This window comes from Bacillus sp. FJAT-27225 (assembly GCF_001685025.1).
In the GTDB taxonomy this organism is placed as follows: domain Bacteria; phylum Bacillota; class Bacilli; order Bacillales; family Cytobacillaceae; genus Bacillus_D.
The window spans coordinates 621502-645926 of the sequence record NZ_MAYU01000001.1 but is presented as its reverse complement, the minus strand read 5'-3'; the positions used below and the strand labels follow the sequence as shown (position 1 = coordinate 645926).

At 43.0% G+C, this 24425-nt stretch carries 22 protein-coding genes; 18 read left to right on the top strand and 4 right to left on the bottom strand.

The annotated features are described in order from the left end of the window. Positions 1–732: 732 nt before the first annotated feature. The 11 genes from panB to A8F94_RS03250 all read left to right on the top strand — a co-directional run bounded on the left by panB (position 733) and on the right by A8F94_RS03250 (position 11538). Complete coding sequence (panB, locus tag A8F94_RS03300) at positions 733–1566, top strand: 3-methyl-2-oxobutanoate hydroxymethyltransferase (protein ID WP_066195549.1); 834 nt, start codon at positions 733–735, stop codon at positions 1564–1566. Next, positions 1566–2411 (top strand): pantoate--beta-alanine ligase, encoded by an 846-nt coding sequence (gene panC, locus A8F94_RS03295; RefSeq protein ID WP_066195546.1) that lies wholly within the window; start codon positions 1566–1568, stop codon positions 2409–2411. The genes panB and panC overlap by 1 nt, the downstream gene beginning before the upstream one ends. Positions 2412–2447: 36 nt before the next feature. After that, the gene (gene panD, locus A8F94_RS03290) at positions 2448–2831 is read left to right on the top strand and encodes an aspartate 1-decarboxylase (RefSeq protein WP_066195544.1); all 384 of its coding nucleotides are present in this window, start codon (positions 2448–2450) and stop codon (positions 2829–2831) included. A 97-nt stretch (positions 2832–2928) separates the two neighbouring features. Further along, positions 2929–5712 (top strand): ATP-dependent DNA helicase DinG, encoded by a 2784-nt coding sequence (dinG, locus tag A8F94_RS03285; protein ID WP_066195541.1) that lies wholly within the window; start codon positions 2929–2931, stop codon positions 5710–5712. 137 nt (positions 5713–5849) lie between these two features. Beyond that, on the top strand, positions 5850–6020 hold the full coding sequence (locus A8F94_RS03280) for a YpmA family protein (RefSeq protein ID WP_066195539.1): 171 nt from the start codon (positions 5850–5852) through the stop codon (positions 6018–6020). 11 nt (positions 6021–6031) lie between these two features. Next, entirely contained in the window at positions 6032–6505 is a 474-nt protein-coding gene (locus tag A8F94_RS03275; protein WP_066195536.1) for a cell wall elongation regulator TseB-like domain-containing protein, read from the top strand. A gap of 30 nt (positions 6506–6535) precedes the next feature. Continuing rightward, positions 6536–7723: a pyridoxal phosphate-dependent aminotransferase gene (locus A8F94_RS03270; protein WP_066197224.1), complete on the top strand. Its 1188-nt coding sequence runs from the start codon at positions 6536–6538 to the stop codon at positions 7721–7723. A gap of 325 nt (positions 7724–8048) precedes the next feature. After that, on the top strand, positions 8049–9341 hold the full coding sequence (asnS, locus tag A8F94_RS03265; RefSeq protein WP_175384360.1) for an asparagine--tRNA ligase: 1293 nt from the start codon (positions 8049–8051) through the stop codon (positions 9339–9341). Positions 9342–9539: 198 nt separating this feature from the next. After that, the gene (locus A8F94_RS03260; RefSeq protein ID WP_066195531.1) at positions 9540–10244 is read left to right on the top strand and encodes a DnaD domain-containing protein; all 705 of its coding nucleotides are present in this window, start codon (positions 9540–9542) and stop codon (positions 10242–10244) included. Positions 10245–10409: 165 nt separating this feature from the next. Continuing rightward, a complete protein-coding gene (gene nth, locus A8F94_RS03255; RefSeq protein WP_066195528.1) occupies positions 10410–11075 on the top strand; it encodes an endonuclease III in 666 nt (221 codons plus the stop codon). Continuing rightward, a complete protein-coding gene (locus tag A8F94_RS03250; protein WP_066195524.1) occupies positions 11062–11538 on the top strand; it encodes a YpoC family protein in 477 nt (158 codons plus the stop codon). The genes nth and A8F94_RS03250 overlap by 14 nt, the downstream gene beginning before the upstream one ends. A gap of 40 nt (positions 11539–11578) precedes the next feature. Here A8F94_RS03250 and A8F94_RS03245 read toward each other — a convergent pair whose 3' ends face one another. Next, positions 11579–14374 (bottom strand): penicillin-binding protein 1A, encoded by a 2796-nt coding sequence (locus A8F94_RS03245; protein ID WP_066195520.1) that lies wholly within the window; start codon positions 14372–14374, stop codon positions 11579–11581. A gap of 30 nt (positions 14375–14404) precedes the next feature. Beyond that, positions 14405–15025 (bottom strand): Holliday junction resolvase RecU, encoded by a 621-nt coding sequence (gene recU / locus A8F94_RS03240; RefSeq protein WP_066197222.1) that lies wholly within the window; start codon positions 15023–15025, stop codon positions 14405–14407. A 124-nt stretch (positions 15026–15149) separates the two neighbouring features. Between recU and A8F94_RS03235 the strand changes: the two genes are divergently transcribed. The 3 genes from A8F94_RS03235 (at position 15150) to A8F94_RS03225 (ending at position 17257) form a co-directional block, all read left to right on the top strand. Continuing rightward, entirely contained in the window at positions 15150–16121 is a 972-nt protein-coding gene (locus A8F94_RS03235; RefSeq protein ID WP_066195516.1) for a DUF2515 domain-containing protein, read from the top strand. 448 nt (positions 16122–16569) lie between these two features. Further along, positions 16570–16836: a hypothetical protein gene (locus A8F94_RS03230; protein WP_066195513.1), complete on the top strand. Its 267-nt coding sequence runs from the start codon at positions 16570–16572 to the stop codon at positions 16834–16836. 58 nt (positions 16837–16894) lie between these two features. Further along, positions 16895–17257, top strand: coding sequence for a DUF1798 family protein (locus tag A8F94_RS03225; RefSeq protein WP_066195511.1), 363 nt, complete (start codon positions 16895–16897; stop codon positions 17255–17257). 592 nt (positions 17258–17849) lie between these two features. On the opposite strand, the gene yppF is transcribed toward A8F94_RS03225, so the two are convergent. Then, complete coding sequence (yppF, locus tag A8F94_RS03220; protein ID WP_066195509.1) at positions 17850–18050, bottom strand: YppF family protein; 201 nt, start codon at positions 18048–18050, stop codon at positions 17850–17852. A 185-nt stretch (positions 18051–18235) separates the two neighbouring features. On the opposite strand from yppF, the gene A8F94_RS03215 reads away from it, so the two are divergent. From A8F94_RS03215 to A8F94_RS03205, 3 genes are all read left to right on the top strand, one after another. Then, positions 18236–18736 carry a YppG family protein gene (locus tag A8F94_RS03215; RefSeq protein WP_077247533.1) on the top strand — a complete coding sequence of 167 codons (501 nt, stop codon included), beginning with the start codon at positions 18236–18238 and terminating at the stop codon, positions 18734–18736. A gap of 248 nt (positions 18737–18984) precedes the next feature. Then, on the top strand, positions 18985–19848 hold the full coding sequence (locus A8F94_RS03210; RefSeq protein WP_066195502.1) for an ABC transporter permease subunit: 864 nt from the start codon (positions 18985–18987) through the stop codon (positions 19846–19848). After that, on the top strand, positions 19841–22243 hold the full coding sequence (locus A8F94_RS03205; protein ID WP_066195499.1) for an ABC transporter permease subunit: 2403 nt from the start codon (positions 19841–19843) through the stop codon (positions 22241–22243). The genes A8F94_RS03210 and A8F94_RS03205 overlap by 8 nt, the downstream gene beginning before the upstream one ends. Positions 22244–22315: 72 nt before the next feature. On the opposite strand, the gene A8F94_RS03200 is transcribed toward A8F94_RS03205, so the two are convergent. Continuing rightward, positions 22316–22798, bottom strand: a complete 483-nt coding sequence (locus A8F94_RS03200) for an Hsp20/alpha crystallin family protein (protein WP_066195497.1) — start codon at positions 22796–22798, stop codon at positions 22316–22318. A 221-nt stretch (positions 22799–23019) separates the two neighbouring features. Between A8F94_RS03200 and hcp the strand changes: the two genes are divergently transcribed. After that, complete coding sequence (hcp, locus tag A8F94_RS03195; protein WP_066195492.1) at positions 23020–24321, top strand: hydroxylamine reductase; 1302 nt, start codon at positions 23020–23022, stop codon at positions 24319–24321. Positions 24322–24425 lie beyond the last annotated feature (104 nt).

The following is a 24425-nucleotide window of genomic DNA, read 5'->3' as shown; positions in this document are numbered from 1 at the left end:
AGCAATAAAGTGTGGTGCGGGAGGGTAGTTATTGTAGTACTACTCGGAGTATTACTAGTTTTTTTAGCGAGGTGGCTAGTGAGTCTCTAGTAATGCTAGTGAAAAGTGACTACTCACGCAAGTTGTCTAGCAATAAAGTGTGGTGCGGGGAGGTAGTTATTGTAGTACTACTCGGAGTATTACTAGTTTTTTCGGAGTGATGGCTAGTGAGTCTCTGAGTAATGCTAGTGAAAAGTGACTACTGACGCAAGTTGTCTAGCACTTAAGTGTAGTGTGGGAGGGTAGTCATTTGTAGTACTACTCGGAGTATTACTAGTTTTTCAGCGAGATAACTAGTGAATCTCCGAGTATTGCTAGTGAGAAGTAACTATTCTCGCAACTTGCCTGACAACAAACAGTGAATCTCGATTAACGATTAAAAACCACGGTCTGCCTGTCATTCCGTCAATCTTGTCTATTGGAGGCAAATCCATACTCGAGATAGCATTCCAAAGCAAATAATCGTTGGCATCCTTCATGGGTTTTGCTATAATTCGATTGGGCGGTATCCAAAAGAACTGCACCTTATGCAAGTCCTAATTAAACATGGTTTCTGCCTAGATCCGTAAAGGACCGGGACAGAGGGATAAAAACGCAAAAAACAACGGGATCCTCTGCCTTCAGCAAGGATCTTTTTCTATGCTGCGGCAAATCCTTTTTATCCCCTCTTCCTAACAGAAGGAGGATATTGATGTGAAAAGTACAACAGATTTCTTGAAGATGAAACAAAATGGCGAAAAGATTGTCATGCTGACGGCTTATGACTATCCGGCTGCCAAAACTGCCGAACAAGCTGGGGTTGAGATGATCCTTGTCGGTGATTCTCTTGGAATGGTCGTACTTGGCTACGATTCGACGGTTCCTGTAACAGTGGATGATATGATCCATCATTCAAAGGCAGTTAAAAGAGGGGCACCAGGTACATTTATTGTCGTGGATATGCCTTTCATGAGCTATCATCTATCGGTTGAGGATACCCTCAGGAATGCTGCAAGGCTTATCCAGGAGACGGGCGCAAACGCAGTCAAGCTGGAAGGTGCGGATGATGTGCTTGAAAAAATCAAAGCGCTTACCCAGGCCGGCGTTCCGGTATGTGCGCATCTTGGGCTTACACCTCAATTGGTAGGTGTCCTGGGCGGCTTTAAAGTTCAGGGCAAGACCGCGTCGGCGGCGTCAAAATTGATTGAAGATGCCAAGAAATGTGAGGAAGCGGGTGCGTTTGCTGTCGTTCTTGAATGCATTCCGAGACAGCTTGCCCAAGAGGTTGCTAATACCGTTTCCATCCCTGTAATCGGAATTGGTGCAGGGGCAGAGGTGGATGGACAGGTTCTCGTCTACCATGACCTTGTTGGCTACGGAGTAGAACGGGTTCCGAAGTTTGTAAAACAATACGGCCATATTGGCAATGATATCGTGGATATGATTGGGCAGTACGTTTCAGATGTTAAGAGCAGTAGTTTCCCTGAGAATGTCCATACTTTTACAATGAAAGAAGAAGAGCTCCAGGCTTTATATGGTGGTAAATAATGAAAAAGATTGAGCAAATTGTCGAGCTCCGTAAGCAGTTGACTCAGCATAAAAGAGAAGGACGTTCAATTGGCTTTGTGCCAACTATGGGCTTCCTTCATGAGGGGCATCAAGCGCTCATCCAAAAAGCCAGGGCCGAAAATGATATTGTTGTGCTCAGCATTTTTGTCAATCCGCTCCAATTCGGGCCTAACGAAGATTTCGATGCGTATCCGAGGGATTTGGAACGTGATCTAACTGTCGCCCGAAATGCCGGGGTGGACTATGTATTTGCGCCCGCAGCGTCGGAAATTTATCCTTCAAGGCCGACTGTTAAAGTCGCTGTTGAAGCAAGGACAGATGTCCTGTGCGGCAAATCAAGGCCTGGCCACTTTGATGGAGTGGCAACCGTACTAACTAAACTATTTTCGATTGTTCAGCCTGATAAGGCATATTTTGGCTTGAAAGATGCACAGCAGGTTGCAGTTGTCGATGGATTAATAAATGATTTTAATTTCCCTGTCCAGCTTGTAGCGGTGGATACAGTCAGGGAAGAAGACGGGCTTGCAAAAAGTTCGCGAAATGTCTATTTGACTGAGGAAGAGCGCAAGGAGGCTCCTGCATTGTACAGGGCACTGAAAGAAGGGCGCGAGGCTTTTGAGAATGGCGAAAAGAATCCGGACAAAGTCATTGATATTATAAAAGGCATAATTGAAAGGGAGACAAACGGCCAGATTGATTATGTGGAAATCTACCGGTATCCATCTCTCGAACCTGTTGAAAAAATTGAAGGCAAGTGTATTATTGCTCTGGCTGTTCGGTTTTCCGGTGCAAGGCTTATCGACAATATTCTTTTGGATGCCTAATCGTGTACATTTTGATAAATATGGAGGAGTAGCAGTATGTTCCACACCATGATGAACGGAAAAATCCATCGCGCCCGAGTAACTGAAGCGAATCTCAATTATGTTGGGAGCATTACGATAGACGAAGATATCCTTGATGCAGTCGGGATGATTCCAAATGAGAAAGTCCAGATTGTCAACAATAACAATGGCGCCCGCCTTGAAACGTACATTATCCCCGGGGAACGAGGCAGTGGTGTTATTTGCTTGAATGGTGCGGCTGCCAGGCTGGTTCAGGAGGGGGATGTTGTGATCATAATTTCGTATGTCCTTGTTCCTGAAGAAAGGGTTGTCTACCATAAACCCAAGGTTGCAATTATGGATGAAAACAACAAGATTGTCGAACTTCTTAACGCTGAACCGGCAAATACAATTATATAAATCACGAAAGCGGAACTGCCCTTGGCGGCCTCCGCTTTTTATTTTCTGTATTTTATGGTAGGGTTTTGATTGAGAGAACCTAGTGGGAAGTGTAAGGATGCACAAGAAATACGTAGTAGTCGATCTTGAAACAACAGGCAATTCGCCAAAGAAAGGCGATAGAATTATTCAGTTTGCGGCTGTTGTCATAGAAGACGGCAAAATATCAGATCAATATACAACGCTATTAAATCCGGGAAAACCTATCCCTTTATTTATTGAAGAGCTGACAGGCCTCACCGATGAAGCTGTAAAGGAAGCTCCACAGTTTAGTGAAGTGGCCCCAAAAATCTCCTCCATTTTGGAAGACGCCTATTTTGTTGCGCATAATGTTCTATTTGATTTGGGTTTCCTTCAGGAGGAACTTCTTATGGCAGGTGAAGAAGGATTTTTCGGGCCAGTTCTTGATACAGTTGAAATGGCTCGGTTTCTTGAGCCAGAAGCTGACAGCTATAAGCTATCTGACCTTGCAGAAAAGGAGGGGCTTAACCATGACCGCCCTCATCAGGCAGATAGTGATGCATACGTAACAGCAGAGTTATTTCTATTATTTTTAAAAAAGCTGGAAGCATTGCCTATTAAGACATTGAATCAACTTACTGCTCTCTCTGAGGGACTAAAGAGTGATATCCACCTTCTTCTGGAAGAGTATACATCCCGCCGTGGTACGCTTTTTCAAGCTGAAACCAGCTCGATGGTAACGATTAATGGTATCAGTCTGAAACGTAGAACGTCTTCGAGTGGCATTGATTCAGAGAGTGGTGTCCAGTACCCCTTTAAGGATGAGGAAAAGCAGGAAATGATGCGCAATTCCATTGAAGAGTATGAGAAGCGGACAGGGCAATTTGAGATGATGGATGAAGTCTATCATGCTTTCAGCAATCAAACGCATGCTCTGATTGAAGCTGGAACAGGAATTGGCAAATCAATTGGCTATTTGCTTCCTGCCGCATATTTTTCCCGAAAAAGCGGTGCAAAAGTTGTAATCAGTACATATACAATCCAGCTTCAGGAGCAACTCATGAAAAAAGATATACCGCTCCTGAAAAGAACTATTCCGTTTCCAATCACGGCTTCACTTATGAAAGGCAGAAGTAATTACCTTTCCCTTCCAGCTTTCGCCAAAAGCCTTGAAGAGGAAAATGACAACTATGATACTTCGCTTGCGAAGATGCAAATCCTTGTCTGGCTAACCCGGACCGAAACTGGTGACAGGGATGAACTCAATCTTTCCAGCGGGGGTGCCTTGTATTGGAACGGGATTTCAGAGGATGGGAACAGCACTGGAAGAAGTAGTGCATGGCAAGGCTATAATTTTTATGAACAAGCCGTCCAACTCGCAAATGAGGCAGATTTAATTATTACAAATCACTCCCTTCTGCTGGCCGATGTTGAGGCAGGAGGAAGGATCCTGCCTTCCTATGAGTACGCCATTCTTGATGAGGGCCACCATTTTGAACATGCCGCCGCCGAGCATCTGGGCATACGCCTGGATTATATTGGCGCCAGGCTGATCCTCGGGCAATTCGGCTTATTTGAACAAAAACAATTATTTTACAAAGCTGACAGATTCGTTTCCCAACTTGAAGGCAGAGGAAAGGCAGGATCGAGGGCAGCTATCAATCAAATCGTTGCCGATACAGTTTACGAAATGGATGAATTTTTTGGATTGCTCTTTTCCTATGTTAAAAAAGCAGTAAAAAATCATGGCCAAAACCGGTTGAAAACGAGAATTGACGAAAATAAGCAGGTCCATGAATGGGAGACCTTGAAAAATGCAGCTGACAGATTTTCTTTTTTACTTAAGGATATAAGCGAAGCAGCTGCATCCTTGCGCGAGTCCATTGCTCCGCTCGGCACTGATGAGGGTTCAGCATTGGCGGTACAGCTTGCAGCTTTCATTTCAGATGCTGAAGAACTTAGACTAAAATTGAATGGTGTTTTCACACACGATACGGAATTTGTCAAATGGATTGAAACCGATACACGTTCACCTCAAAATGCAACATGTATTTATTCAATGCCTTTGTCGGTTGCAAAAAAATTGCATTCTATGTTTTTTTCTTCAAAAAAATCTGTGGTCCTTACATCAGCAACGTTGACAATTGACCATTCTTTTAAGTTTATTCTTTCTGGCCTTGGCCTGAATCAGAATCAAGTTAACACTGTTTCAATCCCATCTCCGTTCAATTATGAGCAAAATGTCAAATTGTTTATATCAACTGATTTGCCCGCAGTCAACACTGTGCCGCAGGATGAATATATAGCAGAAATAGCTGGAAGAATTATTTCGATTTGCGATGCAGCGAAAGGAAGGATGCTAATCCTGTTTACATCGCATGAGATGCTAAAGAAGACGTTTGAACTTGTAAAAGAAAGCGGTCTGTTGGAGGAGTATGCACTGATTGCACAAGGGATTACGGGGGGCAGCAGATCTAGGCTGACACGCAATTTCCTGAAATTTGAGAAAGCCGTCCTTTTTGGCACAAATAGCTTTTGGGAAGGAATTGATATTCCAGGGGAGGGACTATCGTGTCTTGTTGTCGTCAGGCTTCCTTTCAGTCCGCCCGATGAACCTTGGACCAAGGCAAAATGCGAAATGATTGAAAAGACGGGTGGAAAGCCCTTTTCGGACTATTCACTTCCGGAAGCTGTCCTGCGTTTTAAACAGGGTTTTGGCAGGCTTATCAGAACCGGAAAAGACAGGGGAGTCATTGTCGTCTTCGATAGGCGGCTTGGGGAAGCAACATACGGACATTCCTTCCTTCGCTCGATTCCCAGGGTGCCAATTCGTAAAGTTGGAATTGATAAACTTATTGAAGAAATAGAAAAATGGCTATAAGAGGCTAGTGATTATTATTGATAATCACTGCTAAAAAAAGCTTTTTAAAATCCTGCCAATTGTCTTCTTCCCTGCTATAATGAAGAAATATAGATTTAAAAACAAAACCTGTCGGTATTTACAATGGAGGAACATGCATGGAAAGTAAAATTGAAGTATTATCAACTGTAAAAATTCAACATGGCCCTGACTTATATAAAGTGGTCGATGCCTTGAACCGGACGCTTAAACATGAAAATCTTATGTTCGGACTGGCGCTAGATAGCGAGGATCAAAGCAAAGCGATCTTTACAATATACCGGACGTAAGGGGCGGTACTGTGAAAAAACTGATTTTATTCCTTTTCCTGATTATTGCCCTGTTATTAGGGGGGGCCGGATGGATATACGCAAAGGCTACCGAACCTGTCAGGGCCGCCGAGGAGAAAGCAATAGAAAGGGCCATTAAAGAGGCAGATCTGGATGAAGCTGCAAAGTTCACGCTCTTTAATGGCGAAGAAACAATCTATGTTGTAGAGGGGAAAAACAAAAAAGGTGAAAGTATCATTGTCTGGATGCCCGAAAAGGACGGCAAAACTGTGGTCCATAAAAAAGGAGACGGTTTGACGAGACAGGATGCCATAAATAAGGTATTTGAGGAAAAGAATCCGGAGGAAGTAATTTCAATACGGCCTGGCATGGAAGAAGGCATTCCCTTTTGGGAAGTGTACTATTCCACCGGCAATGGCCTTATCAACTATTATTACGTTCACTTTGAAACCGGTGAAATGTATAAGCTAATAGAGAATCTCTAATTTGTCTACTGTGGAGGTAACAGTATGGAAATAAAATTGGCCAATAGGGTGCTTTCCCTGACCCCTTCATCAACACTCGCCATTACAGCAAAGGCGAAGGAACTCCAGGCAGAAGGGCATAACGTTATCGGTCTAGGTGCTGGAGAGCCTGATTTTAATACTCCAGAACATATTCTTGATGCTGCCAAGAAGTCAATGGATGAAGGACACACAAAATATACCGCAACAGCCGGGCTCCCTCAGCTTAAAAAGGCAATTATTGCAAAATTTGCTGCTGACCAGGGCCTGGATTATAAAATGAACGAAATTATTGTTGGGAATGGCGCTAAGCATATCCTGTATACCCTTTTCCAGGTAATCCTTAATGATGGCGATGAAGTGATCATTCCTGCACCTTACTGGGTCAGTTACCCTGAACAGGTCAAGCTTGCTGGAGGAAAACCGATTTACATTTATGCGGCAGAAGAAAATGCCTTCAAAATTACTCCGGAGCAGCTGCGAGGAGCAATAACGGATAGAACCAAAGCAATCATTATCAATTCCCCAAGCAATCCAACAGGGACTCTCTACACTGCCGAAGAACTTGAAGCCCTTGGGAGAGTATGCCTGGAGAAGGACATTTTAATTGTTTCAGATGAAATTTATGAGAAACTCGTTTATGGGGAAAAGAAGCATGTTTCGATTGCCGAACTTTCACCCGAGTTTAAGGAACAAACTATTGTCGTGAACGGCGTATCAAAATCCCACTCCATGACAGGCTGGAGGATAGGATATGCAGCAGGGAACCGAGACATTATTGATGCGATGTCAAGCCTTGCCAGCCATAGTACATCAAATCCTACAACCACAGCCCAATATGCTGCAATAGCGGCATATGAAGGGCCGCAGGAACCAGTCGAGCAGATGAGGAAGGCTTTTGAAGAGAGGCTTGCAGCCATATATCCAAAGCTTGCCGCGATTCCTGGTGTTACTTGTATCAAGCCGGAGGGGGCTTTTTATCTGTTCCCGAATGTTCGTGGAGCAATGAAGAAAACAGGGTACAAGGATGTAGATGAATTTTCGGAAGCCCTTCTAACGGAGGCAAAGGTTGCTGTGATACCAGGCTCCGGATTTGGTGCCCCGGATAATATAAGGATATCCTATGCCATCTCATTCTCTCAGCTGGAAGAAGCGATAGAGCGGATCCGCAGGTTTGTTGAATCAAAAACTAAAAACTAGCTTTCAGAAACAGAATGACCAGGATAAGGAAGCGGCAAACACCACTAAGTGACTATATAAAAATATGTTGTATTTAATATTTATTTGATTGGATTGAAGCAGAAGGCACGAAAAATTCCGCTTATCCCTGCGATGATTTTTCTATGAAGCTTTCCTTTGTGTAGCGAAAATCCAAGTTCACCCTTTTTTAATAATTTTTAGATAAACTAAATCAAGAATAAAGCCACGAATCATGCCGCTCCCTTGCTTGGCCATTTTTACACCTGTATAATAGAATGGATACATAGAAACTGTTAGTGCAAGTCTTGGAGGGAATATATCAGTGATTAAAACAACGATAGCAGAAGTCCATAAATACGTTGGCGAAGAAGTTAAAATCGGCGCCTGGCTCGCCAACAAACGTTCCAGCGGAAAAATTGCCTTTTTACAACTACGGGACGGAACTGGTTTTATCCAGGGGGTAGTCGTAAAGAGTGAAGTGGAAGAGGAAGTCTTCCAGACTGCCAAATCAGTAACCCAGGAATCGTCGCTTTACGTTACTGGAATCGTACAAAAAGATGAGCGTTCGCCATTAGGGTTTGAATTGAATGTGCGGCAGGTCGAGATTCTGCAGCTTGCCACAGATTACCCAATAACCCCAAAAGAGCATGGGACCGAATTCCTTATGGATCATCGCCACCTTTGGCTGCGATCAAAACGCCAGCATGCCGTGATGAAAATCAGAAATGAAATCATCCGCGCAACTTACGAATTTTACAATAACAACGGTTTTGTTAAAGTAGATCCGCCTATTCTGACTGGCAGTTCCCCGGAGGGTACAACGGAGCTGTTCCACACGAAATATTTTGATGAAGATGCCTACTTGTCACAGAGCGGTCAGCTCTATATGGAAGCTGCTGCTATGGCTCTTGGAAAAGTATTCTCCTTTGGCCCGACATTCCGTGCCGAAAAATCGAAAACAAGGCGCCACTTGATTGAATTCTGGATGATTGAACCAGAAATGGCCTTTACCGAACATGAAGAAAGCCTGGTTGTCCAGGAAGAATATGTTGCCTATGTTGTTCAGTCCGTTTTGAAAAATTGCCAGCTTGAACTGAAAGCCCTTGGCCGTGATACATCGAAGCTGGAGCAAGTCAAAGCACCATTCCCAAGGATTACGTATGATGATGCGCTAAAGCTTCTCCATGAGAAAGGGTTTGATGATATCAAGTGGGGAGATGATTTCGGAGCGCCGCATGAGACGGCAATTGCTGAGAGCTATGATAAGCCAGTATTCATTATCCATTATCCAACATCTCTGAAACCTTTCTACATGCAGCCGCATCCTGAACGGGATGATGTTGTACTATGTGCGGATTTGATTGCCCCTGAAGGATATGGGGAGATTATTGGCGGTTCCGAGCGTATATATGATTATGATTTAATGAAGAAGCGTATTGAGGAACATGGGCTTCCCGAAGAAGCTTATAAATGGTATCTTGATCTGAGCCAGTATGGTGCAGTCCCTCATTCAGGTTTTGGGCTTGGACTTGAGAGGACTGTGGCCTGGATCAGCGGAGTCGAACACGTTAGGGAAACCATCCCGTTCCCTCGTCTTTTGAACCGGCTATATCCATAAGCCTCGGTTTTTGTCGAAAGACGTTTCTTTAAAAAACGATTATCGGATTACCTGCCAGGACTCCAGTTTTGGCAGGTTTTTCAATAAAACCCCTATTATTTCGCCTTTATTCGCCTATATAATGTAAAATTATCCCTTTATCATTTGTTTGCCTGTGTCCCTATGATTCATGTTATACTGAAAGGGAGGTGTCGAAATATGAAGTCTAGTATCCTTGCATGGATGCACGAAGGGAATTTGACCATACCTTCCTTGCTGTTTTCTGAATACAAAAACATGAATTTGAATGAATACGAACTCGTCCTTTTACTTAACATCTTAAATCATGCCCAAAAAGGCAATGAATTTCCTACACCGGAACAGCTTTCCTCTCAGATGACTCTTACCGTTACCCAGTGCACTGATACACTAAGAAAATTGATTCAACGGGGCTACATAGATATCATCGAAGAACATAATTCAGACGGCATTCGTTATGAAAAATATTTACTTGATCCATTATGGCAAAAGCTTATTGATCAATTCCTGCTCAATGAAAAAGCCGAAAAGGAACGGGACAGGAAAACGGAAGAGCAGGACTTGTATACGATTTTTGAAAAAGAATTTGGCAGGCCGCTATCTCCGTTTGAATGTGAGACATTGGCAATGTGGGTAGATGATGACAAGCATGAACCACAAATCATAAAAGCTGCACTTCGGGAAGCAGTCATGTCCGGAAAGCTGAATTTCAGGTATATTGACAGAATTCTTTTCGAATGGAAAAAGAACGGCATTAAAACAATCGAACAAGCCAAAAACCAGAGTATCAAATTCCGTCAGCGCCAGCAGGCGAGGACTGTCCCTCAGCAGCGGCAGGCACCCCCGGTTACAGCTGTACCATTTTACAATTGGCTGGAACAGTAATAAGATAGTGGGAAACGAGAGGAAGGGTTCTCTCGTTTTTATTTCGTCCTTCTTGATAAACTCCACCTCATGTGCTGAGTTTCAAGCCTCTTAACTTGGACATACTGTTTCGTTGAATATGTGCTATTAGGCACCGAGAATTTGCTTGAAAGTAGGTGACAAATCATGCTGAATAAATCGCAAATCAGGTTCTGTCTGGATGAAATGGGCAAGATGTTTCCTGATGCCCATTGTGAATTGAATCATTCAAATCCTTTTGAGCTTGTCATTGCTGTCGCATTATCCGCCCAGTGCACCGACGTGCTTGTCAATAAAGTAACTGAATCGCTTTTTAAAAAGTACAACACTCCCGAGGATTATGTAAGTGTTCCTTTGGAAGAGCTTGAGAACGACATCCGATCAATAGGTTTATTTCGAAATAAAGCAAAAAATATCCAAAAGCTAAGCAAGATGATTCTTGAGGAGTATGGCGGAAAGGTGCCAATGGACAGGGATGAACTGACAAAACTGCCAGGGGTTGGCCGGAAAACCGCTAATGTCGTCGTTTCTGTTGCGTTTGGTGTGCCCGCCATTGCTGTCGATACCCATGTAGAGAGGGTCAGTAAACGCCTTGGTATTTGCAGATGGAAAGACTCCGTTCTTGAAGTTGAAAAAACACTTTTGAAGAAGGTACCGATGGAGGAATGGTCGATTACTCACCATCGGATGATCTTTTTTGGCCGTTATCATTGCAAAGCGCAAAATCCTCAGTGCCCAACTTGCCCATTGCTGGAAGTTTGCAGGGAAGGCCAAAAACGAATGAAAGGGAAGCTCCTGCATGCGCAAGGATAATCGCTGCATTCCCAATGAGCTTGATCACCCTTTTTTTGAAGGTAAAGCGGTACTATATTTTCCGGAAGAAGCCACTTTCTATTGCGGGAAAGAAGGGGAAAGGCCCTGGCATGAATCCAAAACTTCGGTTATAAGCCTAGTGGAGCAATGGCCTCAAACCAGAGAATCTATTGAACTGGCCTTTAAGGAAAGAAACAAACCTATGATTAGGGAGAGTATGAAGGCAGGTCTTTCGATTCTATTGAAATGCCTATACTGGGGCAATAGTAAACCTGTACTATTAACAAAGCTTGACCAAGTGGAAGACTTGGCAATAAGGCCTATAAATTGCAAGGAGCGTATAGAATTTCTGTTCCAGAGGCCGGAGCTCTTTCATTCTTATATACAATTGAATCAGCTCTTGGATGAACAAAAGAAGCACTTCATGAAGAGCCTGGCTATAAAGAAAGGGAGTACCAGCTAGTGGTACTCCCTTTCATTTGTATTAGATTTTTTAATGATTGTTAATTGCCACGGCCGGTGCTGCTTCCGCCGCCAGTTCCGCCGGTACCACCAGTTCCACCGGTTCCGCCAGTTCCACCGGTTCCGCCAGTTCCACCGGTACCACCGCCGGTTTCGCCAGTACCACCGGTACCACCACCGGTTCCGCCAGTACCACCGGTTCCACCGGTACCACCCGTTCCGCCGGTACCACCAGTTCCACCGGTACCACCAGTTCCACCGGTACCACCAGTTCCTCCGGTTCCACCGGTACCACCAGTTCCGCCGGTATCACCATCACCGTCGCCATCACCATTGCCATCATCTTCCCCATCATCGTCATCGCCGTTGCCATTCCCGTTACCATTTCCATTTCCATTTCCATTTCCGTTTCCGTTACCATTTCCATTCCCGTTGCCGCCGCCGTTGTTACCTCCGTTTTCGTTGCTTGGAGGTGGAGTTTCGTTTTCAACGGCAACCGTTGTGGTAGCCGGATTGCTGCTGGTTCCATCCTTAACAGCAGTTACAGTGACTGTATAGGTTCCGCCGGATGTAATATTAGGCACATCATACGAAGTATTCGTCGTTGTGTTGGAATGGACATTGGTTCCGTCCTTGGTCACAGCAATAGTAAAGCTAATATTCTCTTTTTCCTTATGGTTCCAGGTTAATGAGATTGAATTGTTCTCTTTGTTATAGCTTGCATTCAACCCTGTAGGTGCATCAGGCTTTTCATACTTTTGGGATACTTGCTTAGGCTTTTTCCCTTTAACGGCATATTCGTTTAACACCATGCTGTCCGGAGTATAATCACTAGCCAATTTTGCAGGAACAGAACCTTTTTCAATCCTGACGCGTTCAACAGATTTAGGCATTTTGAAATCAGGTGTTTCTATTCCATCCGAAACATGCTTCATCAAATTTTTATATAGTTCTTTGGCAATTTGCTGATCTTTTCCAGGCATGATTGGTGTCATCCTGCTTTCATACCCAGTCCAGACTGCAATTGTATAGTTGGTTGTATAGCCAGCGAACCAGGCGTCAGGTACTGCGCTTTTTCTTACTTTAAGTTTACGCAATTCATCTTCCGTATAGTTGGTTGTTCCTGTTTTACCTGCTGCTGGAAGGCCAGGAATATGGGCCCCAGTCCCTGTGCCGCTAGTCAGGACGCTTTTGAGCATATCTGAAATCATAAATGCTGTATAGTCCTTCATGACAGCCTTTGATTCAGGAGCAGTATCAATTTCTGTTTTATCACGAAGTTCAATTTTCGTAACCGCATGAGGCTTCGTATAATAACCGTTATTGCCAAATGCGCTATAAGCGCCAGCAAGCTGCATAGGGGAGACCCCGACCGTTTTGTCGCCGAATCCGCCTAGAGCATACGATTCATAAATTTCCTTTAATGGAATCCCGAGCTTAATGGCAAAATCCATCGCCCGGTCGGTACCAACCTCCTGAAGAGCTTGGACGGCAATCGTGTTTTTGGACTTGGCAAGTGCCGTGCGGATTGTCATCCATCCATCATATTTATCATTCCAGTTCCCAAATTCAACACCGCTCGAGTATTTGGTCGGTTTATCCTCCATCATATGGTAGGTACCCCATTGGAGATGTTCAATTGCCGGACCATAGTCAAGGATAGGTTTAATGGTTGAGCCTGGCTGCCTCCTAATATCTGTCGCAAAGTTATAGCCACGCTGAATTTCTTTATTCCGGTTTCCGCCAATCGCCCGGATTTCACCAGTCTTTGTATCTAGCATTACAATGCCGGCTTGGAATTTGTCGTCAGGGAACTGAACAATGTCATTTGTAAACATCATCTGATCAACATATTTTTGTGCGTCCGGGTCCAGTGTTGTATGAATGGTCAGGCCATCGGAATAGATGTCAAAATCTCCAGCTTTCTTTACTTCATCTATAACCGCATCAACGAATGACTCATAAGGCTTTTCCTTCTTTTTGCGTTTTTCCTCTGGTACAAGGCTCTTCTCAACCGGAATCGATTGTGCTTCCTTCATTGTCTGTTCATCAATAAATCCATGCTGATTCATAAGTGAAAGAACAATGTTTCTTCTTTTCTCTGCTCTGTCAGGGTGCTCAAACGGATTATACCTGTTTGGGCTTTGCGGCAGCCCTGCAAGCAGAGCAGCTTCATGAAGTTCCAGTTCATCCAGGCTCTTACCGAAATACTCTTCGGCTGCTGTTGAAACCCCGTGGATGTCCCCGCCCATTAAGATTTTGTTGACATACATTTCGAAGATTTGCTGTTTTGTATACTTTCTCTCGAGCTGATAGGCAAGCCAGGCTTCCTGAACCTTCCGTTTAATGGTTTTTTCGTTCGTAAAGAAGGAGTTTTTTATAACCTGCTGAGTGATGGTTGAAGCACCCTCAGAACCAAAACCATTTGTCAGGTTGGCGATAACAGCCCCGCCCAGTCGGATAATATCAATACCATGGTGCTGATAAAAACGGACATCCTCAGTGGCTAGAAATGCATCTTCAACTAACTTTGGAATATCTTTATAATCGACATATTCTCTTCGGACAGTTCCGATTTCCCTAAAAACTTCCCCATTCTTATCCAGGAGTTTTGAAGGAATTGGATCTCTAAGAAGCTTTTCTTCGAGTTTAGGTGCATCCTGTACAAGATAGGCAAAAGTTGCTACACCTGAAAGCATCCCGACTATGCCAAGGGCAATTAGGATGAGAAAAATCTTTTTTACCATCCCGCCGCGAGCCGGTTTTTTTTGTTTCTTTTTTCCCTGGGATTCCAGCTGTTTCCTTTTTTCCTCCCTGGATTTATACGTACCTGCCATAAAAATTCCTTCCTTTCGTACAATACGAATCTATTCACTTAAATCGTAGAGTTCATCAACAGTTTTCAAATAATCAATTCGTGGCTGAAATCCAAATGGAATCGGTATTCCTGTTTCGAGGATTTCGTTCTTGGTAATCGACTTTCGGCCGCCAAGCTCCATTCTCTCCCAAAATTTGAGCAAAGGCCCGGCATCCAGTAAGAAATATTCATCCGTACTGGAAAAGCGCAAAATAACAAAAGCGATTCCGCCTTGTTTAAGGACGGCCTCCATGTGATGGATTTGATGGTCATGAAAATTTTTAAGTGGAAACGATGAGGTGTTTTGTGTTTCTTTAGCCTCAAAATCTATATATCTTCCTTTATAAACTCCATTGTAATCGGTAGTGGAAGCTTGTTTGAAATAGGCTTCCTTTATGACGGCCGCGCTCCTTTTCGGATAGTCTACCTGGACAATTTGGATCGGGACAGGTTTTTTATGAATGACTGCAATCCCTCGGGATAAATAATACAGGTTGGTTTCATTCAAGTCATCCTCGAGAGTCATACCCCGGTTGCCATAGGATTCAACTGTTCGCCTTGGACGCCCAAGCTGCTGGGGCAGGGGGGAAGTGGCAGTGTATTTTTTCCCATTAGGATAATTGAACATGATAAGCACCTCACAGACTATTACTTATCATACCAAAGTAGCTTCAATTTTGCTGTATAAATTATTCCTGGGGGAGCCATTCTAACTATATCCAAATCAATCCATTTTTAAAAAAGGGAAGAAAAACATGCTGCTGTCTGAACAAGAAATCATTCATGAGATCTGGCGTGAAACAGCAAGGCTTAATAAGGACAATATCACCAGGACGAATGCTTATTTTCACTATTTCAAGAAACATCCAGACATTATTTGGTCTTTCCTGGCAAGCATGGTATCCAGAAATGGCGGGTACAACATGTGTGACCTTCAAGGCACAATCTTCCCTCACTTCCTTACAGACAAAACGAGGAAGCAATTATTTTTAACATTTGAGCGGGCAAACTGGCTTATTTTCCATGATGCTTTTCCACAGCTGATGCTCTATTCATATTCGACGAAAACAAATAAGCCGTTGTTTCACCTTTTGAAACATTTAAAGGTCTCTTCCTTTATGCAAAAGGAATGGACTATCTATTGGGAAAAGCAGGATAAAAACAGGCTGACAACCGCCCTGATTATCAATGAACAAAATGTCATCCAGGAACCAATCATTGAACATCCCGTTTATAAAAGCAAAGTATTTCAATCAATCGAGTTTAATTTCCAGGAGTGGCTTCATTTTAGTTGTGTTTTATTCCCGACATGCGGTGGAGAATTATATGGTGCGAGTGTATCAGGATTTAAAAAAGTAGCGAACCGGATTGATCTTGGAAGGAGACTGGCAAAAATTCTGTTTCACCCGCGGCTATTCCCCCATTTCTATGATTTTGCCAAAAACACAGTACATACCGGATCCAGGCATGACTTTGAGCAGTATTTCAAACAAACCATTCCGCGTGATACTCCATTTCTGCGAACCACCTTCCCGGTGATAAAGCATAATCGCCATATTTACCGTGACTGGAGCTTAAGGAAAGCGGCGCCTGTTCATAAACTTTTTTTGCCAATCAAGCTTAAAAATAATCCGCACCTGACTGACTGGTACTTCCATAAGCGCTCCCAGCTCCGGTTGATGGCACAGCTAAAGAAGGATTTTTTTCCTGGGGATTGGAAGCTTTAATCTGTCCTGTTAAATGATCGTTACGAAAAAAAAGCAAGGGGGATGCCCTTGCTTTGTGCTCAGCCGAACCCTGATTTTTCAGGCTCATTGACTAAAAAACCGGACATCCTTCCAGCCCGCATTAAGGGATTCCCGATTATTCGGCAGGCCTGTTTTCGCCAACAAGCTTTTTATCCCCATAACCTGTCTTTTTAGGTTCTTGGCCATTATGGTTTTTCTTGTTTTCATTACCCTTTTTCGCCATAGATAAACACCTCCATTTGTATCGTTCCCGAAACGAAAGTGTTCATGCGGGGAACTTGTCGAAACAATAGTGGCAAAGCAATCGGAAAGCTGCCGAATTTCACTACTTTTGGCACGTAGCTTCTAGTTTTGTCACTGAGGAAGGAAACAGGCGGGCGAGGAAGAATAGAGGAGTAACAAATACATTTAAAAAGGGGAAACGAATATGAGAGGCCGTGTTAGTGAAAGGGAAGAGCTATTGTTGCGTTTAAACGGTATTAATGAACAGCTTCTATTATTAGAGGCTGAGATGGAAATCGCTTTTACCGGTTTATCAATGGAGTTGATTAGTGAGAGGGTCTTTAAACTTGAAGCAATCGAAGAAAAGCTGGATCTGATGGAAACTAAGCAGGCCAGGGAGGAAGTACAGCCAGCTGGGGGGATTCCTTCCATTCTAAACATGAAACTTGAACTTGGACTGAGCGGCAGATAAACTTAAAGTGATGTATGGAGCCATTTTTAAAAAATGGCTTCTTTTTATGGAGGACACTATGGAATCATTAAAAGCTTTGGAAAAAATGACGGAACGGCTGTTGGAGTATACTCTGCAGTTTCAGAAAACATTTGAATTAACTCGGGAGAAAAATGCCGATGGAGATTTTTATTCAGATATAAAACCTTTCGCAGATAAAGTAAAGGAAATAAACGACCAATGGAAGGAAGCTGCTTTGAGGGAGTCATCTTTTCTTGCCAGGAACGGAATCTCCATCCGTCAGATCGAAAACGCACATGAACATATTGACAAGCTGTCAATCCAGGCCTTCTTTGTCAAAACCAGCCGCTATACGTTTATAAACTCATGCCGAACGGTTGAGTATACACTAAAAACCATTTTGGATAAGCTTAAACCATAAATAAAGGTAATGGCGGTCTAAAATGTTTGGAATTCACTGTAAGAAGTGAGGGCTCGGATAAAAGACCAGTTGATTGGAGCGGAAGGTGCGATCTCATTCGAAAATGCAAAAAACGCATTTTCTCCTGCGGTGCTTTTTCAGGAAGACTATTCAACGTCCTGCGGGACAAGCGGGACAGGTGAGACCCCGCAGTCGCTTTAGCGACGAGGAGTGTGAAATGCGTAAGCGCCTTGGTCAGCCCCGACAAGCGCTCCTCGAAAAAGCTAAAGCTTTTTCTTCGTGCGATGCTTATGCTTCCGGAGCTTACTCTTGTGGGGGGCCTGAAGGAGAAGTCGGTTTTTGACTTCACCTGAGGGACCGAAGCGACCTCGAGGGGCTAGGCGCTGAAGCAAGACTAGCTCACCGCCTGCCCCGCGGAAAGAGAGCATCCTCGTGACAGGCAAAGAACGCCTCGCGACATGCAAAATTCGCATGTCTCTGCGATGTTTATTCCGAGGAGCTTCCCTTTGTGGAGCGGAAATCAACTACTACTTAGAATACAGCCTAAGAAATAATACACTAAGAAAAAACCCGCCATTTGGCGGGTCATGTCTTAATTATATTGCTTTTCACCGGTTAATTCCGGTGCAGTGGCGCCTTTGGCTTCAAGTTCCCGGATTAACTCGCGGAATGTGGAAGCCGAGATTTCATTTTGAATATACAATCTCCTTGCATAATCCCTTAATACATTTACATCTCCGGAATCTGTGTCACGATGCAGGATAAAGCTTGTCTTCAACGTTGAAATATCCATGAAAAGCGCCCCTTTCCCCATTTTTTATATCGTATCACATAGATTCGTAAATCCTAATTTTTCAAAAATTTAAACTTCCGACAAAATTTTCATCAATTAGGGGTTGCAATTTTCTAAAAAGTCACAAGGACCAATCCCTTACATATAGTATAAGGAAACTATGTACGGAAGTGAGGATAGCCCACATGCAAAATAACCCGTATCTAACCCCTCCTTATGGACAGGTACCAAATGTTCAGCGCTGGGGGCAGCAAGTGCCTTATGGATTTTTTCCGCAACAGGATATGTGGAATCCCAATCAACTGATGGCTGGATATCAAACTGGTTATCCGCCAGCAGGGGGCGCTTGGCCGCAACCTCCACTTGGGCATCAGGGACCTCAGAATAAGCCTGAAAGCCATTTTCTTTTTCAAAATCCGCTTGAAACCGGGGGATACACGAATGGGATGTATGGCCAAAGCCAGCAGTTTCAGCCGATGAACATGGCCCCTCAATTTAATCCATATCCAAAAGGGCAGTTTATGCAAAAACCGCCAGGAGCGATGCAGTCAATCCTTGGTTCGTTCAAATCTCAGGATGGAACATATGACATTAACAAGATGGTTAATACTGCAGGCCAAATGGTCAATACTGTAAGCCAGGCTTCAGCATTGATTAAAGGGCTTGGAGGCGTTTTGAAAGTTTAAGATTGAGATAGCACTGGTGTTGTTCCTGTTTATAATCTGCGAAGTTTTCAACGTTCCACGTTTCAGCGTGGAACGTTTCTTCTTGTCCATTCCCCTGCTAAGAAAAGAGTTGACAAGATTTGATTTTTGTAAAAATTCTTTAAAATTTATTTCGTTTATGTTACGTTGAAAAGTGCAAATTACATAAATTGTAGATTTTCTGTAACATTCTTACTAACCACTACGTCACAATTTAGGGGGACTGATTCATGATACGTATTATACAGCAGTTTGTTATTATTGTTTTTCTGATTCTATTTTTGGCAGCCTTGCCAGCTTTTGTTTTTATCAACCCGGCAACCCAGTCGATGGACTGGACATTTGAGAAGGCACCGGAAATGTTCTTGACTTTCTTTCATAACCTAAGCGATGGCGGCCTTGGCACATATGAACTAAATGGCCGGATGAGGATTATTTCTGAAGACATAGGCGATAATTTTACTACTAGCCTTTCTATCATTTTGGTTGGAGTTGGAGCTGGAGTCTTGCTAAGCTTAATTTTTGGAATTTTCATAAGCAGGTTTAGGCTTACAAGGGTCGTAAACGCGATTTTGACTTTTCTTGCAGCAATTCCGGATTTTATCCTAATCATCATGTCGCTGGTTCTGGCAGTAAAGTTCTACACCTGGACAGGTATTCGGGTTATTTCACTTATGCCTGGTTCTGGGGCACTGAATATCTGGTTTCCGATGCTGATGACGGGTATTGCACCAACGCTGTATCTTTTCAAGATTGTCGCTGTTAAATATTATCAAACTAGCGGTGAAGATTTTGTCCGGACGGCGGTAGCAAAAGGACTTGGACCTACTTACATAAATTTTCAGCATGTTTTTAAAAATATTGAGCCGTTTATAAAGGCTGAATTGACCAAGGTGATTTCACTGGCAGTTGGAAACTTGTTCATTATTGAATATCTTCTAAATGTACAGGGAATCACCAAATTCATTTTTCAGAACAGCGAAATGCAGCCAGTTGCCATTGGGCTGTTTTCAATGTTGATTATTTCATTTATTACGTATTCTGCTATACGTCTTGCACTCTATTTATTTAAACGAGGATTTATCTATGAATAAACTACTTAGGATTAATTATGCCCTGTATGCTGGTGTTTTTCTTGTCTCGATTTTGATTTTTTTAGCTATATTTGGGAGCATACTGGCTCCATACAATCTGACGGAACAAATGGAGGCAAGGTATGAGAACGGTACAATTATCGCACCACCCGTTGAGCCGTTTACCACTAAAGAGTATCCACTGGGGACAAATAGGTGGGGATATGATCTGCTCACGCTTGTCCTTCATGGTATTAAGTATACTGTACTCATTTCAATTGCCGTAACCGTCCTTAAGATGGCGGCAGGGACGTTAATAGGCTTATATGTTGGAACATGGAAAAGAGTCCCGGGATGGCTTGTTGCCTTTGAGAACGCCTGGAGCTATGTTCCACTGTTCATTATTGTTTATTTTTTCATGTTCCCGATTACGTTTAATCCAACCTTACAGCCTATAAAACTGATTTACTACTTTATTATGATTACAGCAGCCATCAGCACGCCGAGCATAATCTCTTCTGTCCGTAAAAAAACGGAGGAAATAAACAAATCAGTATTTATTGAAGCCTCAAAAACGCTCGGTGCCAAGAGGCACAGGATTATTTGGAGGCATATATTCCCACAAATGAAAGAAACGCTGTTAATTATGTTCATTCTTGAAATTGTTTACGTGATTACAATCATGGGACAGCTTGCCTTGATGAACATTTTTGTCGGGGGAACGACACAGACTTTCGATCCTGTTATCTATATTTCGGTAACGAACGAACTGGCTGGCCTTGTAGGCCAGGCAAGGGGCAATATTTTTGGAAATTCTCATGTGCTTCTTGTCCCGCTTGCGACTCTTCTGCTCACAACTCTTTCCTTCAGCATGCTCGCAAATGGCCTAAAGAATCGTTTTCAGTCGAATTATCAAAGGGCACCTTGGATAAAGACTGGATTTGAACCTATTTTGGTGCCAAAACGGAAGGAATATGGCACATCAGCCAAGTTTTGGCCGCTAAAAGGAGAGAGGCTGGCACTTGTTCTGTTAGTGCTGGTACTGGTGTTTTCGGGAACGTATGTGTATGCCACGAGAAATAATGATGTTGGTGTTAAAAACTTCAGCAAGGCTCAATATGACCTTGATGTAAAAATGGACGAAGATGGACAATTTACAATTAATGCCGATGTAAAAGCAAAGAACCTTTCGAAACAAGAGTGGAAGGAACTTGTTTTCTACTTTATTCCTAACTCATTCAAGGAAGGTCATCCCTATAAAACTGTTAAGGGGCATTCAGAGGTCGATTTTAACAGTATAAAAGTCGATGGAAAGAAAGCAGAGTATACCCTTGACAATGATTTGTTAATTGTAAGGCTGCCAGAAAAAATGGAAAAGGGTGACAAGGTGGACGTCACCTTCTCCTATACAATGGATTTGCCAGAGGAAGGCAGCCGCCTCTCCAAGGTGAATGGCAACTATTATTTGGCACAATGGTATCCGATGCTGGCCACCTTTAGGAATGGTAAATGGAACAAGGGTGAATTCTCCAATGGACTGGAAACCTTCCACACTGATTTTTCGGATTACAAGGTTTCATACGATTTGCCAAATGGCTATTCATTTGTTTCAACAGACGGGCTTGATCCAAAGCTTGGCTCAAGCAAAGGAGAGGCCGAAGCAGAAAAGGTAAGGGATTTTTTTATTGCTGTCATAAAGGACATGGATTTGTACGAGGCTGAATCTAATGGCGTCAAGATCAGGCTATTCTCGAGAAGTGACCATGCCCGTGATCCTGAAAAAGCTCTGTCTCTCGCTAAAAATGCTCTGTCCTTTTACCAAATGAAAATAGGGGAATACCCACACGAACAGCTTGACGTAATCCTTGATCTTGGACAGAATATGGAATATCCGGGTATTGTGACTGTCAATCCGTATCATGATTTTGATGACTTTTTCAATATCGCGATTGTACATGAAATCGCTCATCAATATTTTTATGGTGTTGTATCAAACGACCCATTCAATGAACCTTGGATAGATGAAGGGTTCACAGAATTTGCGACTAATATGTATTTCTATATCGCCGAGGATCGCCCGCTTGGGATGGCACAGGAGCTATCTGTCAACAGAATGGCGATGGTTGAAGAACAAAAATTAAAGAAACAGCATTCCAACACACCGGTTGATCAAATTACCCATACAGCTTTCGTATACGGGCAGCCAGCACTAGAAATTTATAATATGGCACAGCAAAACTTTTACGTGCGAAAAGACGGCGACGAAAAGACTGTTATAATGGACTTTCTCTCAGAGTATTACAATCATTTTAAATATAAGGAAGTAAACACCGAACAGTTCATTAAATTTTCCATGGAGTATTTCAAGGTGCCAAGAGGGTCTTTCTCACATTGGCTGAATACGGAGAAGGAATAATTACAGAGTTGTAATAAGAAGAGAGGGAGTCCCGAAAATGGGTCACCCTCTCTTTTTCCAAGTAAAATACCATCAATCTATTTCAAGTGTATGTCCTTTATCAATTGGCAAGGTAATAGTGAGGAGCCCATCTGCATAAGAAGCCTTGGCTTTATTGTCGAGAATTGGTTTTTGAAGGTAAACTGACCTTGATTCAAGCTGTTTTGAAAAACTTCTTTTATAGCTTCCGTGGAGCTCGTCAGTTTCCACCTGCTCAACCTTGTTTTCAAACGAAATGACTACCTGGTTTCTGTAAATTTCTATTTTTATCTGGTCCCGTTTTACTCCCGGAAGCTCAGCTGTAACGATATATTCCTTATCATTCTCTTCCAATTTTGTCCTGAAAGAAGATGAACGGGTGAATGGATTCTGAAAAAAATCATCTATTGTCTGCAGGAAGCCTTTAACGGGAGGATAATGAAATAAATCATTTATATAGGTTAGCCGGTGATCGTCAGCTTTTGGCTTTGCGCTTGCCAGTTCCTTGTTCTCATTTCGCCTTTTTTTATCTTCCATTCTTTCTCTCCCTCTCTTTAAAATATAAATTCCCGTAAGTAGGTTGAGTTCTTTTCCACTGATATCATATGAAGATTTTTTAAAAAAAGTGAACGAACAATAAATATGTGAATGTTTGAACAAATGGTGACGGTTTGTAAAACAGTGATATAACTCACAGGATTTTTTCAATTTCAATTATATTCTGTATGGGTAGGAAGAATGAAAGGTGAGGAATGTAAATGTTCTGTTATCAATGTGAACAAACCCCATCCGGCGGGTGTACAGTAGTGGGAGTATGCGGGAAGGATGAAACGATTGCCAGCCTTCAGGATACGATTATTTTCGGCCTGAAGGGGATTGCCGCTTACCGGACCCATGCGAATCAACTTGGATATACAGATTCTTTTGTTGATGCGACAACACATGAAGCTCTTTATATGACGTTAACGAATTCAAATTTTAATGTCCAGGAGCATATTGACATGGCAATGAAGGTCGGCCAATCCGCCGTAAGGATCATGGAAGTGCTCGACGAGGCTCATACGAAAAGGCTTGGAATACCTCAGCCTATCCGTGTAAGCCAAAACAAAATAGAAGGCAAGGCAATTGTCGTATCAGGCCATAACCTGTTTGCTCTAGAAGAGCTGCTGAAGCAAACAGAAGGTAAGGGTATCAATATTTATACCCACTCCGAAATGCTTCCAGCCCATGGCTACCCGGCCTTGAAAAAATATTCACATCTAATAGGAAATATCGGTAAAGCGTGGTATGACCAGCGCCGCCTGTTTGAAAAGTTTCCTGGGGCAATCCTGGCAACAACAAACTGTGTGATGCCGATTAAAGGTACATACGCAGACAGGATGTTCTCTTATGAAGTAGCTGGCCTGGAAAATGTACAAAAGATTGAAAACGATGATTTTGCTCCTTTAATTCAAAGAGCACTTGAATTGCCTGAAGCCAATATTGACTCTGATGAAACATTGCTGACAGGTTTTCACCATGAAACCGTCCTAGGTCTTGCTTTTGAAGCCATTGCAGCTGTCAAGGAAGGCAAAATCAAACGATTCTTCGTCATCGCTGGCTGTGATGCACCTGGCAAAGGCGGGGAGTACTATCGTGAGCTCGCAACATCACTTCCTCCTGAAACAGTCATTTTGACAACTTCATGCGGAAAATTCCGTTTTAATGATGTGGATTACGGAACAGTTCCTGGAACAGACATTCCTCGCTATATTGACCTAGGTCAGTGCAACAACTCGGGTTCGACCGTAAAGATTGCGATGGCGCTTGCCGATGCATTTGAATGTGAAATCAATGAGCTGCCGGTCAGTATTGTTCTCTCATGGTTTGAACAAAAGGCTGTAGCTATTCTTTTGGGACTTTTCAGCCTCGGCATCAAAGATATCCGAATTGGGCCAAAACCGCCTGAATTCATTTCCAGCGGCGTTCTGGAAGTGCTGCAAAATACATTTAACCTTAAATTGATCGGAAACGCTCAGGATGATATGAACGAGATGCTTCAGCTTTCTGAAGTGAAATAAGACTTTAAAAAGGGGTGTCCCGTTTTGTCAGATTGGGACACCCTTTTGTTGTTGGAGTACAAGTTGATGTTAAAATAATTGAAAACGTCCATGAAACACTGATG

Coding starts and splice junctions, on each gene's coding strand:
- panC (WP_066195546.1), top strand. CDS start 1,566: ATGAAAAAGATTGAGCAAATTGTCGAGCTCCGTAAGCAGTTGACTCAG.
- panD (WP_066195544.1), top strand. CDS start 2,448: ATGTTCCACACCATGATGAACGGAAAAATCCATCGCGCCCGAGTAACT.
- dinG (WP_066195541.1), top strand. CDS start 2,929: ATGCACAAGAAATACGTAGTAGTCGATCTTGAAACAACAGGCAATTCG.
- A8F94_RS03280 (WP_066195539.1), top strand. CDS start 5,850: ATGGAAAGTAAAATTGAAGTATTATCAACTGTAAAAATTCAACATGGC.
- A8F94_RS03260 (WP_066195531.1), top strand. CDS start 9,540: ATGAAGTCTAGTATCCTTGCATGGATGCACGAAGGGAATTTGACCATA.
- nth (WP_066195528.1), top strand. CDS start 10,410: ATGCTGAATAAATCGCAAATCAGGTTCTGTCTGGATGAAATGGGCAAG.
- A8F94_RS03250 (WP_066195524.1), top strand. CDS start 11,062: ATGCGCAAGGATAATCGCTGCATTCCCAATGAGCTTGATCACCCTTTT.
- A8F94_RS03245 (WP_066195520.1), bottom strand. CDS start 14,374: ATGGCAGGTACGTATAAATCCAGGGAGGAAAAAAGGAAACAGCTGGAA.
- A8F94_RS03235 (WP_066195516.1), top strand. CDS start 15,150: ATGCTGCTGTCTGAACAAGAAATCATTCATGAGATCTGGCGTGAAACA.
- A8F94_RS03230 (WP_066195513.1), top strand. CDS start 16,570: ATGAGAGGCCGTGTTAGTGAAAGGGAAGAGCTATTGTTGCGTTTAAAC.
- A8F94_RS03225 (WP_066195511.1), top strand. CDS start 16,895: ATGGAATCATTAAAAGCTTTGGAAAAAATGACGGAACGGCTGTTGGAG.
- yppF (WP_066195509.1), bottom strand. CDS start 18,050: ATGGATATTTCAACGTTGAAGACAAGCTTTATCCTGCATCGTGACACA.
- A8F94_RS03215 (WP_077247533.1), top strand. CDS start 18,236: ATGCAAAATAACCCGTATCTAACCCCTCCTTATGGACAGGTACCAAAT.
- A8F94_RS03210 (WP_066195502.1), top strand. CDS start 18,985: ATGATACGTATTATACAGCAGTTTGTTATTATTGTTTTTCTGATTCTA.
- A8F94_RS03205 (WP_066195499.1), top strand. CDS start 19,841: ATGAATAAACTACTTAGGATTAATTATGCCCTGTATGCTGGTGTTTTT.
- A8F94_RS03200 (WP_066195497.1), bottom strand. CDS start 22,798: ATGGAAGATAAAAAAAGGCGAAATGAGAACAAGGAACTGGCAAGCGCA.
- hcp (WP_066195492.1), top strand. CDS start 23,020: ATGTTCTGTTATCAATGTGAACAAACCCCATCCGGCGGGTGTACAGTA.